Below are 11,937 nucleotides of genomic sequence, written 5' to 3'. Positions count from 1 at the left end.
GCCCTGGTCACACCGGCGGTGTGACCAGGCAACCGCCCGTCCCCTACAGGTACTTCTTCAGCTCGCGCCGTGCCAGGGACCGCTGGTGCACCTCGTCCGGCCCGTCGGCCAGCCTCAGCGTCCGTGCCCCCGCCCAGAGTTCCGCCAGCGGGTAGTCCTGGCTCACCCCGCCCGCGCCGTACAGCTGCACCGCCTTGTCGATGATGTCGATGACCGCGCGCGGTGTCGCGATCTTGATGGCCTGGATCTCCGTGTGCGCGCCGCGGTTGCCCACCGTGTCCATCAGCCAGGCCGTCTTGAGCACCAGCAGCCGCAGCTGCTCCACGGTGACCCGGGCGTCCGCGATCCAGTTCTGTACGACGCCCTGCTGGGCCAGCTGCTTCCCGAACGCCGTACGCGACACCGCCCGCCTGCACATCAGCTCGATGGCGCGCTCCGCCATCCCGATCAGCCTCATGCAGTGGTGGATCCGGCCGGGCCCGAGCCGGGCCTGGGCGATGGCGAAGCCGCCGCCCTCCTCACCGATGAGGTTCGACACGGGCACCCGGACGTTGTCGAGGACCACCTCGGCGTGACCGCCGTGGTAGTGGTCCTCATAGCCGTACACCTGCATGGCGCGGCGGACTTCGAGCCCCGGGGTGTCGCGCGGGACCAGGATCATCGACTGCTGGCGGCGGACGTCCGCGCCGTCCGGGTCGGTCTTCCCCATCACGATGAAGATCTTGCAGTCCGGGTTCATCGCCCCGGAGATGTACCACTTGCGGCCGTTGATGACGTACTCGTCGCCCTCGCGGGCGATACGGGTCTCGATGTTCGTCGCGTCGGACGAGGCGACCTCGGGCTCCGTCATGGCGAAGGCGGACCTGATCTCACCCGCGAGCAGCGGCTCCAGCCACTGCTTCTTCTGCTGCTCGGTGGCGAACTGGAACAGCACCTCCATATTGCCCGTGTCGGGGGCCGCGCAGTTCAGCGCCGTGGGGGCCAACTGCGGTGAGCGCCCGGTGATTTCGGCCAGCGGCGCGTACTGCAGGTTGGTCAGTCCCGCGCCGTACTCCGCGTCCGGCAGGAAGAGATTCCACAGGCCCTGGCGGCGCGCCTCGGCCTTCAGCTCGCCGACGACGGCCGGGGTCTCCCAGGGGGAGGCGAGCAGCGCGCGCTGCTCGTGGGCGACGGCCTCGGCGGGCAGGACATGCTCGTCCATGAAGGCGAGGAGCTTGCCGCGCAGCTCTTCGGTGCGTGCGTCGAATGCGAAGTCCATGGGGTGTTCAGCCTTCCTGGAGGGTGGTGAGACCGTGCTCGATGAAGACGGGAACCAGCGAGCCGATCCGGTCGAAACCGGCTCCGACGGTCTGGCCGAGGGTGTAGCGGTAGTGGATTCCTTCGAGGATCACGGCGAGCTTGAACCAGGCGAACGCCGTGTACCAGGCGATGGCGGAGGTGTCCCGGCCCGAGCGGGCCGCGTACCGCTCGACCAGCTCGGTGGGCGAGGGGTGGCCCGCCGCACCGCTCGTGGTGGAGACGGGCGACTCGGGGATGCCCAGATCGGAGCTGTACATCACGAGCAGCCCCAGGTCCGTGAGCGGGTCGCCGAGGGTCGACATCTCCCAGTCCAGGATGGCGTTGATCCTGTCGTCGTCACCCAGCAGGACGTTGTCCAGGCGGTAGTCGCCGTGCACGACGGTGGGGGCGGGGGAGCGGGGCAGGTCACGGCCGAGCGTGGCGTGCAGCTCGTCGATACCGGCCAGTTCGCGGTTGCGTGAGGCGTCCAGCTGCTTGCCCCAGCGGCGCAGCTGCCGTTCGAGGAAGCCGTCGGGGCGCCCGAAGTCGGCCAGCCCGACCGCCTCCGGGTCGACCGCATGCAGATCGACGAGTGTGTCGACCAGCCCGAGCACCGCGGCCCTGGTCCGCTCGGCGCCGATGGGTGCCAGCTGGGCGGCCGTGCGATAGGGAGTGCCCTCGACGAACTCCATGACGTAGAACGGCGATCCGATGACCGACTCGTCCTCGCAGAGCAGCACCGGCGCAGGCACCGGGACCCCGGTCGGGTGCAGTGCGCTGATCACCCGGTGCTCACGCTTCATGTCGTGTGCGGTGGCCAGGACATGGCCGAGCGGGGGCCGGCGCACCACCCACCGCCCCGTCCCGTCGCTGACGGTGTACGTCAGATTGGACCGGCCGCCCTCGATCAGCCGGGCGCTGAGCGGTCCGCGCACCAGGCCGGGCCGCACCCGGTCGAGGTGACCGCGCAGCGCCTCGGGGTCGATTCCCGGTGGGTGGACTGCGCTCATGGCGCACCTCCGTGCGTAGGGGCGGACCGTCCGGATGGACCGTCGCGCCGATGTCTGCGGGCATGCTCGTGGTAACCGTCTGCGCCCATCATGCCGACCAGTCGGTATGCCGTCCACCCCCGGCCCGTTTCCGGCAGCCGGTGCGCGGTCGTCACATCTCTGATACACCGCCCGGCCGCATCCGGTTCCCCTCCGGCGGAAGGGGACCGGACACGGGGACGAGAGGCTGTCCCGTTTGCACGGGGTCCGGTTGCGCGAGCCCGGGCCTGACCAGAGGCTCGTAGGCATGAAGGCGATCAGCTACAGCCGTTACGGCGGCCCCGAGGTCCTGGAGTACGGCGAGCGCCCCGAGCCCAAGGTCGGGCCCGACTCCGTACTGGTGAAAGTACGCGCGGCAGCCGTCAATCCGGTCGATGTGCACGCCCGCGAGGGGCACCTCGACGCGCGGCTCGACGCCGTCTTCCCGGTCGTGCCGGGCTGGGACGTCTCAGGTGTCGTGGTGCAGCCGGGAGCGGCCGTGACCGAGTTCGCCGTCGGCGACGAGGTGATGGGGTACGTACGGGAGGACTTCCTCTCGCGCGGCACCTTCGCCGAGTACGTGGCGGCCCCGGTGCGCACGCTCGCCCGCAAGCCGCTGGGGCTCAGTTTCGAGGAGGCCGCCGGGCTGCCGCTGACCGGGCTCACCGCCTACCAGGCGCTGCGCGCGCTGGAAATCCGCTCCGACGACACGGTCCTCGTCCACGCGGCGGCGGGCGGCGTCGGCTCGATGGCCGTACAGCTCGCCCTGCACTCGGGCGCCCGCGTCATCGGCACCGCGAGCGCCCACAACCACGACCATCTGCGCACGCTGGGCGCGGAGCCCGTGGCCTACGGCGACGGGCTCGCCGACCGGGTGCGCGCGCTGGCCCCCGACGGGGTGGACGCGGTCCTCGACACGGTCGGCGGCGACACCCTGAGACTCTCGGCGAACCTGCTCGCCCCGGAGGGCCGGCTCGCGTCCATCGTCGACGGCGACGTGGCCGAGTTCGGCGGCCGCTATGTCTTCGTACGGCCCGACGCCCTCGATCTGCATGTCCTGGGCGAACTGGCCGACCAGGGTGAGATCTCCGTCCACGTGGACCGGGTCCTCCCGCTGGAGCAGGCGGCGGAGGCGCAGCGGCTCAACACCGAGGGCCACACCCGCGGCAAGATCGTGGTCACGGTCGACTGGGAAGCGGCGGCCGACTGAGGCACTGCCTCTCAGGCACGGCCTCTCAGGCACGGCCTGTCCGAGGTGCTGCCTGGCCGAAGCGCTGCCCGCGGCGCCGCGGGGGCACTGTCACAAGCCTGCCGCCGCGGCCGCCTTCACCGCCGGGCGCACGGCCACCGCTCCACCCCGTACCGCCGTCCCTCCGTACCGCCGCCCCTCCCGTGCCGCCGTCACCGCGTCCGCAGCGCGCTCAGACGGCGGTACGCGGCCATGCCGTCGGGCACCCACTCCCAGGTGTCGATCCGCTGCGCCAGCTCCTCGTCGGTGAGGAAGCCGTGCCAGGCGACCTCCTCCACCTGGGGACGCACCGGAAGCGTGCAGCGCACCTCGTACACCCAGGACCACCAGCCCTGCCCCGGGCCCTCGTAGAGGAACTTGAAGAGCGGTACGGGCGCGGGCAGCCCCGAGACCCCCAGCTCCTCCTCGGCCTCCCGCAGCGCAGCCGCGTCATAGGACTCGCCCGCCCCGACCACCCCGCCGACGAACATGTCGTACAGCGAGGGGAAGACCAGCTTCACCGGGGTCCGCCGGTGGACGAAGATCCGGTCATCGGCGTCCCTGGCGAGCACGAAGACACAGCGGTGCAGCAGCCCCTTCGCGTACACCTCGCCGCGTGGCGCCTGCCCGGTCACCTGGTCGGACGCGTCGACCACATCGAGGATCTCGTCGGCGGGGGACACGGGGGACACGGGCGGCACCGGGTTCTCAGGGGTCATGCGGCCATCTTCTCGCGCGGCGCCCTGGCCGACCCCGGGGGCATCGCCGGATGCCGTCCCAGCAGGATGATCCCCACGACGATCGCCGCGAGCCCGGCCGACTCCCAGGCCAGCGCCCCGGTATCGGTGCGCAGCCGGTCGCCGAGGAACCCCACGCCGCAGGCGATCCCCGCGAGCGGCTGGGCCGCGGTCAGAGCGGGCAGCGAACTGCGCAGCGGCGCGGCCTCGAAGGCGCTCTGCACCAGGACCAGGCCGGTGACCCCCAGCACGATCACCGCGTACGGCTCCCAGCCCGTCACCAGCCCCGCCCAGCCGCCGTGCTCCAGATGCTGTCCGCTGACCCGGGTCAGGGCGTCCTGGAGCCCGTACAGCAGACCCGCGCCGAGCGCGAGGAGCGCGGGGCCCACGGTCAGCCGGGTCCGTTTGGCGCAGACCGCCAGCACCAGCGCCGTACCGGCCACCACGCCGATGATCAGCCAGTGCCGCAGTTCGTCCACCGACGCGGCACCGGCCTTCGGCTGGCCCGCCAGGATGAAGACCGCGACCCCGCCGGCCAGCAGCGCGAGCCCGCCCCAGCCCTGTCGCCCCAGCGGCTGCCCCGTCATACGGCGGGAGAGCGCCATGGCGAAGAGCAGGTTCGTCGCGAGCAGTGGCTCGACCAGGGAGATCTCGCCCTGGCCGAGCGCCAGGGCGCCCAGCACCATGCCGCAGACCATCAGCCCGATACCGCCCAGCCAGACCGGCACCCGTACCAGGTCGAGCAGCAGTCTGAAGGAGAGGAAGTCCTTCATCGGGGCATGCCGGGCCGCTCTCTGCTGGAGCACGAAACCGAAGCCGAGACAGCAGGCCGCACCCACGGAGAGCGCGAGGACGAGTACCGACACGTGATCAACCTCAAGACCGGCCAGAAGGGGCGGGGTCCTGGCGACGATAGCGCCTGGAAAGGCACCTGCACCCGTTGTGTGCCCCGAACGGGACGGTTGACGCAGCCTTGGGACGAACTGAAGATGTGACCGACAAGTAACCTGGCAGGGATGGGGCTCATGGCGGACGACGCTGATGTGATCGTGATCGGGGCCGGTCTCGCCGGTCTGGTGGCCACCGCCGAACTGGTCGACGCGGGGAAGAAGGTGATCCTGCTCGACCAGGAGCCCGAGCAGTCGGCCGGCGGGCAGGCGCACTGGTCCTTCGGCGGTCTCTTCTTCGTCGACTCGCCCGAACAGCGGCGCTTCCGGATCAAGGACAGCCGCGAGCTGGCGATGCAGGACTGGCTGGGCACCGCCGGCTTCGACCGGCCTGAGGACCACTGGCCGCGGCAGTGGGCCGAGGCGTACGTGGACTTCGCGTCCGGTGAGAAGCGGGCCTGGCTGCACGCCCAGGGCATGCGTTTCTTCCCGGTCGTCGGCTGGGCGGAGCGTGGCGGGTACGACGCGACCGGGCACGGCAACTCCGTACCGCGCTTCCACATCACCTGGGGGACCGGGCCCGGCGTCGTGGCGCCGTTCGAGCGCCGGGTGCGGGCGGGCGTGGCGCGCGGCCTGGTGCAGCTGAAGTTCCGCCACCGGGTCACCGGCCTCGCCCGCAGCGCGGGCGCGCTGGACACGGTCACCGGTGAGGTGCTGGAGGCGAGCGGAGCCGAGCGGGGCACCGCGAGCAGCCGGGCGGTCACCGGCGAGTTCAGCTACCGGGCCCAGGCGGTCATCGTCACCTCCGGCGGGATCGGCGGCAACCACGACCTCGTAAGGGCGCAGTGGCCCGAGCGGCTCGGCACCCCGCCCGCACACATGCTGTCGGGGGTTCCCGCGCATGTGGACGGGCTGATGCTGGGCATCGCTGAGGGTGCCGGCGGCAGCCAGATCAACCGGGACCGGATGTGGCACTACACGGAGGGCATCCAGAACTGGAACCCGATCTGGGCGAAGCACGGCATCCGGATCCTGCCGGGCCCGTCCTCGCTCTGGTTCGACGCGCGCGGCAAACGGCTGCCGGTGCCGCTCTTCCCCGGTTTCGACACGCTGGGCACGCTCGACCACATCATGAAGTCCGGCCACGACTACACCTGGTTCGTTCTCGACCAGCGCATCATCGGCAAGGAGTTCGCGCTCTCCGGCTCGGAGCAGAACCCGGACCTGACGGGTAAGTCCGTCCGTGACGTCATCGGCCGGGCGCGGGCCGACGTACCGGGGCCGGTGCGGGCGTTCATGGACAACGGCGCGGACTTCGTCGTGGAGAAGGACCTGGCGTCCCTGGTGCGCGGGATGAACGCGCTCACCGACGAGCCGCTGATCGACGAGGCAGCGCTGCGCCGGGAGATCGTCGCCCGCGACCGGGAGATCAGCAATCCGTTCACCAAGGACCTCCAGGTGATGGCCGTCCGCGGTGCCCGGAACTATCTGGGCGACAAACTCATCCGTACGGCCGCGCCGCACCGGATCCTGGATCCGGCGGCGGGGCCGCTGATCGCGGTGAAGCTGCACATCCTGACCCGCAAGTCGCTGGGCGGCCTGGAGACCGACCTCTCGTCCCGGGTGCTCGCGGAGCCGGCCGGCGGCCCTGGACGCGGTGAGCCCGTGCCCGGTCTGTACGCGGCGGGGGAGGCGGCCGGGTTCGGCGGCGGCGGGGTGCACGGCTACCGCTCGCTGGAGGGCACGTTCCTGGGCGGCTGCATCTACTCGGGGCGGGTCGCGGGGCGGGCGGCGGCCCGGGCGGTCGGGTAGGCGGCGCGGCGGGAGAGCGGGAGGAAAGGGCTGACGGCCGGGCGGCCGGGCGGACCGGAAGCTGCGGGGACAGCCCGGGGGACAAGCCGCGTGGGCGCTCCGGGGCCCTGGGGACAGGCTCCGGGGCCCCTGGGGGGGCAAGCCGCGTGGGCGCTCCGGGGGGACCCCCGGGGGGACCCCCGGGGACAGGCCCGCGTAGGCGCCGGGTCCGGGCTACAGCCGCTCCACCACCCGGAACCTCTCGGCCACGATCATCGTGTCGTCGTCCACGGTGAACTCCGGGTCGCGCAGCGCCTCCCGCATCTCGTCCCCGTGCCAGAACCGCTCGTGCCCCGCGCGCCACTCGGCCACCGACGTGTATCCCTCGCCCTCGTCCAGCGCGTGCTGGAGGCCGACGTCGCCGAGGCGCAGCACCCGTACCCCGGTCAGCTCGACCACCGCGACCTCGCGGCCGGCCGAGTCGATCAGGGCCGAGCGCTCGCCGACGGGGGGCAGTTCCTCCTGCTCCGCCTCGTACTCGGCGAGCAGCCCGCTGGTCGAGACCTTCTCGCCGCTCAGCACGGCATCGACGAGCCGGTCACGGAGCGGGCCGGGGAAAGCGAGCAGCAGGGGCTTGAGAGCCTCGTGACCGGTCATGGCACCAGCGTACGCACCCGGGTAAAGCATTGCGGCGCAAGGGGAGTTGAGGAGGGGGTGGCGCCCGCACGGCCTTGACGTGGAGCCATTACTACCGCTTTGCTGTGCGTGATCATTGCCCCTGGCGCCCTTGAGGAACCCCGCGGATGCCCCCTCTCCTCGGCCGCTCCCGAAGACGGACCGGCCAGCTCGCCGACCCGGCGCTCGACGACGTCGAACTCGCCGAAGCGCGTACCCAGTTGGCCCAGGGCCGCTGGGGCAGAGTCAGCTCCCTGCTCACCGCGACCGCCGACGACTGGGACCGCCGCGGACACCGTCTCGTCGTACTCGCCGAGGGGGCGGGATCGGTGGCCTGGGCCGAGGACTGGCTCCTCGCCGAGCCGGACAGCGCGGACGCCGCGGCGCTGCTGGCGTGCGCGTCCGTCCTGCGCTCGCTGCGCGGCAAGGACGGCAGGGGCAGGGCGGGTACGGCGGCCAAGGCAGACCAGGACGCCGCGAGGGAGGCTTGCCGTGCCGCCGCCCGGCTGGCGCCCTCGGACCCCACGCCCTGGCTCGGTCTGCTGATCCTGGCCCGCAGCCGTGGCACCGATGACGAGGTCAGCCGCCTCTTCGACGAAGTGCGCTCACGCCACCCCGAGCACCACCACGCGCACCATCTGATGGCGGCGCGGCTCGCCGAGCGCCACCCGGAGGCCGGCCAGGACCCGTTGCACGAGGTGTACGACTTCGCGGCCTGGGCGGCCGAACAGGCGCCCGCCGACTCGCCGCTCGCGGTGCTGCCGGTGGTGGCCCACGCGGAGCGCTACCGGGTGCTCGCCACGGCGGGCAGCGAACCGGGCGATCCCGCGCGCTCCGGACACTGGACGGGCCGGCGGGCCCGCCAGGTGATGAAGGCCGCCTTCGACTGGTGGCTGGAGTGGGAGCGCGAGGACCATCCGCGTAACCGCATCGACCTCAACTTCCTGGCCCACGCGAAGTTCTGCGAGGGCCGGCCCGCGGAGGCCGCCGCACTGTTCCACCGCATTGGAGAGCACATCACGCCAGCCCCCTGGGCGTACCCCGACCGGGACCCGTACCAGGCGTTCATGGCCGCGCGCGGTGCCGCGCTCGGCTCCGTCTAACTCCTCACCGAAGGGACCGACCCGCCATGCCGCCGGGCAGTTCGAGCACGAGCGAGATCAACGAGATCAGCACGTTCAAGGGCCAGGACCAGGCGCTGCGCGCCGGCCGTCTGGGGACGGCGGGGCTGTTGCTCTCCGTGCTCGCGGCCAGCGCTCCCCTGATGGTCGTCGCGGGTGTGATGCCCACGATCTTCGGTCTGATGGGGATCGTGGGCCAGCCGATCCTCTACGTCATCCTGGCGGTGGTCCTGGCCCTGTTCAGCGTCGGTTACGCGGAGATGAGCCGGCACGTCCACAACGCCGGGGCCTTCTACGCCTACATCGCCCGCGGCCTCGGCTCCACCGCGGGGGCGGGCGCCTCCTTCGTCGCGCTGGTCGCCTACAGCGCCATGCAGGTCGGCATCTACGGCATCTTCGGGTTCGAGGTCTCCGGCCTCTTCGACACCTATCTGAGTACCGAACTGGCCTGGTGGATACCGGCGCTGGCGGCCGTCGCCGTCGTCGGGGTGCTGTCCTGGCTGAAGATCGACCTCAACGCCAAGGTCCTCGGTGTGCTGCTGCTCATCGAATGCGCCCTCGTGGTGATCTTCGACATCGCCTCGGTCGCGAGCCCCGCCAAGGAAGGGCTCTCGCTGCACGCCTTCAACCCCGACACCCTCACCGGTGCGGGCTTCGGCACCGCGCTCTGCTTCTGCATCGCCGCGTTCGTCGGCTTCGAGCAGGCCCCCGTGTACGCCGAGGAGACCAGCAGGCCGCAGGTGGTCGTCCGCCGGGTGATGTTCCTCGCCGTCGGCTTCGTCGCGCTGTTCTTCGCCGTCAGCTCCTGGGCGCTGACCGTGGCCGCCGGGCCGTCGGCGATCAGCGCCCAGGCCGGCAAACTCGGCCCGGGACTGCTCTTCGGCCTGAGCGAGGGCGTACTCGGCAAGTCCTTCACCGATGTGCTCCACGTCCTCTTCGTCACCGGCATGTTCGCCGCGATGCTCAGCTTCCACAACGTGGTCGCCCGCTACGCCTTCGCGATGGGCCGCGAGGGACTGCTGCCCGCCGCCTTCGGACGTACCAACAAGTCCAGCGGCGCCCCCGGAATCGGCTCGCTGCTCCAGACCGTGATCTCGCTCGTCGTCGTCATCGCCTTCGCGGTGACCGACAGCAAGCCGCACGGCGACCCGACGGCGCCCGTGCTGCACCTCTTCACCTGGATGGGCAACATCGGCGCCCTCGGCATCATCCTGCTGATGGCCGCCGCTTCGGTCGCCGTCATCGCCTTCTTCGTACAGCGCGGCGCGGCCCGTGCGCAGATCTGGCGGCTGACCGCATCGGGCCTCGCCTGCCTCGCCCTGCTCACCATCGCCTTCATGACGGTCAAGGACTTCGACGTGCTGGTCGGCGCGGGCCCCGGCTCCGTACTGAGCTGGCTGCTGCCCGGCATCATCGGCCTCGCGCTGGTCGGCGGCCTGGTCTACGGGCTCGTGCTGCGCTCGGGCAGGCCGGATGTGCACGCCAGGATCGGGCTCGGCAACGAGGCGTTCCAGCTCGACAAGGCCGCCGCGGCGCAGGCCGGAGCCGCCGCGGACATATGACGGAATGCTGACGGGCACCGGCGGCCGCTGGCTTCCGGCGCCCGTGAGTGCTCGAATCGTCGGGTGAAACCAGAACCATCCGGGCACGAGAGATCCGCCCATGAAGGATCCAGCCACGGGGGATCCGGCCACGGGGGACCCGGGCATGAGGGATCAGGCCGGGACGCCCCGGGCCAGGACGCATCCGCGCACGAGGGATCGGGCCACGACGGGGCTCCCGTCGGGCGCCGTCTCGTCCTCGGCATGCTCGGCCTGGGCGCGGCGGGGCTTGTCACCGCCCCCTACATCCAGCGCGGGGTCGACGCGGCGCTCGGTGCCGTCTCGGGCAAGGACCCCACCGGGCTGACCGGTCTGCTGCCCAACGGCGGCGGGTTCCGCTACTACTCGGTGACCTCGTCGGTGCCCGGCAAGGACGCCGGGAACTACCGGCTCACCGTGGACGGCATGGTCGAGCGGCCCACCACGTACACCCTCGGCTCGCTGCGCCGGCTCCCGCAGACCCGGCTGGTGCGCGACGTGCAGTGCGTCACCGGCTGGCGGGTGCCGGGGACCCCCTTCGAAGGGGTGCGGCTCTCCCGGCTGCTGGACGCGGCCGGGGTACGGCCGGGCGCCGGTGCGGTCCGCTTCACCTGCTTCGACGGGGCGTACAGCGAGAGCCTCACCCTGGACCAGGCGCGCCGTGCCGACGTCCTGGTCGCGCTGCGGATGCAGGACGAGCCGGTGAGCCACAACCACGGCGGGCCCGTCCGCCTCTACGTCGCGCCCATGTACTTCTACAAGTCCGCGAAATGGCTGTCCGGGATCACGGTCACCCGTGACGTGCGGCGCGGTTACTGGGAGGAGCGCGGCTATGACATCGACGCCTGGGTCGGCAAGTCCAACGGACGCGACGACCACCCCACGGTCTGAGCTGCGCCGTTTCGCCCGCCCGGTGCGGTGGGTGCACCGTACGACGTCGGCCCTGATGCTGGTGTGCATCGCGTCGGCGGCCTGCCTGTACGTCCCGCAGCTCGCGGAGCTCGTCGGCCGCCGCTATCTCGTGGTCACCGTGCACGAATGGTCGGGGGTGCTGCTGCCCGCGCCGGTCCTGCTCGGCCTCGCCTCCCGTGCGCTGCGGGCCGATCTGGGCCGCCTCAACCGCTTCGCTCCGTACGACCGTGCCTGGCTGCGGTCGGCGCTGCGCAGGGACGGATCGCCGCGTACGGCCGGCAAGTTCAACGGCGGCCAGAAGGTCTACGCCGGGTGGATCGCGGGTGCGGCGCTGGTGATGCTCGGCACCGGGCTGCTGATGTGGTTCACCCACCTCGCACCGCTGGTCTGGCGGACCAGCGCCACCTTCATCCACGACTGGCTGGCGCTGGCCGTCGGCATCGTGGTCGCCGGGCACATCGGGATGGCGGTGGGCGACCCGGAGGCCCGGCGGGGGATGCGGACGGGGTGGGTCGGGCGCGGGTGGGCGCGCCGGGAACACCCGCGGTGGCCGGACGAGGAGTGAGGGCGTCGCGGCCACGGCCGAGGGCCGGGCGGGGCCCCAGCCCTACTCGCCCCCGGCCCAGCTCCCCCACCCCCCCCCGCCCCCCCCCCCACCCCCCCCCCCCCCTCCCCTCCTACCCCCCCCCCCCCCCCCCCC

At 72.0% G+C, this 11,937-nt stretch carries 10 protein-coding genes and 1 pseudogene; 6 read left to right on the top strand and 5 right to left on the bottom strand.

Features of this window, described 5'->3' with window-relative positions:
- Positions 1-43: 43 nt before the first annotated feature.
- Both G3I19_RS14705 and G3I19_RS14700 read right to left on the bottom strand, forming a co-directional pair.
- Positions 44-1,258, bottom strand: coding sequence for an acyl-CoA dehydrogenase family protein (locus G3I19_RS14705; RefSeq protein ID WP_164264032.1), 1,215 nt, complete (start codon positions 1,256-1,258; stop codon positions 44-46).
- A gap of 7 nt (positions 1,259-1,265) precedes the next feature.
- Positions 1,266-2,288 (bottom strand): phosphotransferase family protein, encoded by a 1,023-nt coding sequence (locus G3I19_RS14700; RefSeq protein WP_164264030.1) that lies wholly within the window; start codon positions 2,286-2,288, stop codon positions 1,266-1,268.
- Between the two features lie 286 nt (positions 2,289-2,574).
- Between G3I19_RS14700 and G3I19_RS14695 the strand changes: the two genes are divergently transcribed.
- Positions 2,575-3,516 (top strand): NADP-dependent oxidoreductase, encoded by a 942-nt coding sequence (locus G3I19_RS14695; protein WP_164264028.1) that lies wholly within the window; start codon positions 2,575-2,577, stop codon positions 3,514-3,516.
- 191 nt (positions 3,517-3,707) lie between these two features.
- Here G3I19_RS14695 and G3I19_RS14690 read toward each other — a convergent pair whose 3' ends face one another.
- Together G3I19_RS14690 and G3I19_RS14685 are read right to left on the bottom strand one after the other, a co-directional pair.
- Positions 3,708-4,253, bottom strand: a complete 546-nt coding sequence (locus G3I19_RS14690; protein WP_164264026.1) for an NUDIX domain-containing protein — start codon at positions 4,251-4,253, stop codon at positions 3,708-3,710.
- Positions 4,250-5,137 (bottom strand): DMT family transporter, encoded by an 888-nt coding sequence (locus G3I19_RS14685; RefSeq protein ID WP_164264024.1) that lies wholly within the window; start codon positions 5,135-5,137, stop codon positions 4,250-4,252. Before G3I19_RS14685 ends, G3I19_RS14690 begins: the two co-directional genes overlap by 4 nt.
- Before the next feature lie 159 nt (positions 5,138-5,296).
- Between G3I19_RS14685 and G3I19_RS14680 the strand changes: the two genes are divergently transcribed.
- Positions 5,297-6,970 (top strand): FAD-binding dehydrogenase, encoded by a 1,674-nt coding sequence (locus G3I19_RS14680; RefSeq protein ID WP_164264022.1) that lies wholly within the window; start codon positions 5,297-5,299, stop codon positions 6,968-6,970.
- Positions 6,971-7,183: 213 nt separating this feature from the next.
- On the opposite strand, the gene G3I19_RS14675 is transcribed toward G3I19_RS14680, so the two are convergent.
- Positions 7,184-7,606 (bottom strand): ASCH domain-containing protein, encoded by a 423-nt coding sequence (locus G3I19_RS14675; protein WP_164264020.1) that lies wholly within the window; start codon positions 7,604-7,606, stop codon positions 7,184-7,186.
- 146 nt (positions 7,607-7,752) lie between these two features.
- Between G3I19_RS14675 and G3I19_RS14670 the strand changes: the two genes are divergently transcribed.
- The 4 genes and pseudogenes from G3I19_RS14670 to G3I19_RS14655 all read left to right on the top strand — a co-directional run bounded on the left by G3I19_RS14670 (position 7,753) and on the right by G3I19_RS14655 (position 11,802).
- The gene (locus G3I19_RS14670; protein ID WP_164264018.1) at positions 7,753-8,727 is read left to right on the top strand and encodes a hypothetical protein; all 975 of its coding nucleotides are present in this window, start codon (positions 7,753-7,755) and stop codon (positions 8,725-8,727) included.
- Between the two features lie 26 nt (positions 8,728-8,753).
- The gene (locus G3I19_RS14665) at positions 8,754-10,307 is read left to right on the top strand and encodes an APC family permease (protein WP_164264016.1); all 1,554 of its coding nucleotides are present in this window, start codon (positions 8,754-8,756) and stop codon (positions 10,305-10,307) included.
- Positions 10,308-10,517: 210 nt separating this feature from the next.
- Positions 10,518-11,216, top strand: a pseudogene (locus tag G3I19_RS14660) (molybdopterin-dependent oxidoreductase); the annotation flags it as partial.
- Positions 11,158-11,802, top strand: a complete 645-nt coding sequence (locus tag G3I19_RS14655) for a cytochrome b/b6 domain-containing protein (RefSeq protein ID WP_203599578.1) — start codon at positions 11,158-11,160, stop codon at positions 11,800-11,802. The pseudogene G3I19_RS14660 and the gene G3I19_RS14655, both read left to right, overlap by 59 nt.
- Positions 11,803-11,937: the final 135 nt, after the last annotated feature.

It is taken from the genome of Streptomyces sp. SID10853, assembly GCF_010548145.1.
Taxonomy (GTDB): domain Bacteria; phylum Actinomycetota; class Actinomycetes; order Streptomycetales; family Streptomycetaceae; genus Streptomyces.
This window is presented reverse-complemented; position numbering and strand designations above follow the sequence as displayed.

What these genes read in the sequence shown, in the direction of transcription:
- G3I19_RS14705 (WP_164264032.1), bottom strand. Translation starts at nt 1,258, where the DNA reads ATGGACTTCGCATTCGACGCACGCACCGAAGAGCTGCGCGGCAAGCTC.
- G3I19_RS14655 (WP_203599578.1), top strand. Translation starts at nt 11,158, where the DNA reads ATGACATCGACGCCTGGGTCGGCAAGTCCAACGGACGCGACGACCACC.
- G3I19_RS14690 (WP_164264026.1), bottom strand. Translation starts at nt 4,253, where the DNA reads ATGACCCCTGAGAACCCGGTGCCGCCCGTGTCCCCCGTGTCCCCCGCC.
- G3I19_RS14700 (WP_164264030.1), bottom strand. Translation starts at nt 2,288, where the DNA reads ATGAGCGCAGTCCACCCACCGGGAATCGACCCCGAGGCGCTGCGCGGT.
- G3I19_RS14695 (WP_164264028.1), top strand. Translation starts at nt 2,575, where the DNA reads ATGAAGGCGATCAGCTACAGCCGTTACGGCGGCCCCGAGGTCCTGGAG.
- G3I19_RS14670 (WP_164264018.1), top strand. Translation starts at nt 7,753, where the DNA reads ATGCCCCCTCTCCTCGGCCGCTCCCGAAGACGGACCGGCCAGCTCGCC.
- G3I19_RS14665 (WP_164264016.1), top strand. Translation starts at nt 8,754, where the DNA reads ATGCCGCCGGGCAGTTCGAGCACGAGCGAGATCAACGAGATCAGCACG.
- G3I19_RS14680 (WP_164264022.1), top strand. Translation starts at nt 5,297, where the DNA reads ATGGCGGACGACGCTGATGTGATCGTGATCGGGGCCGGTCTCGCCGGT.
- G3I19_RS14675 (WP_164264020.1), bottom strand. Translation starts at nt 7,606, where the DNA reads ATGACCGGTCACGAGGCTCTCAAGCCCCTGCTGCTCGCTTTCCCCGGC.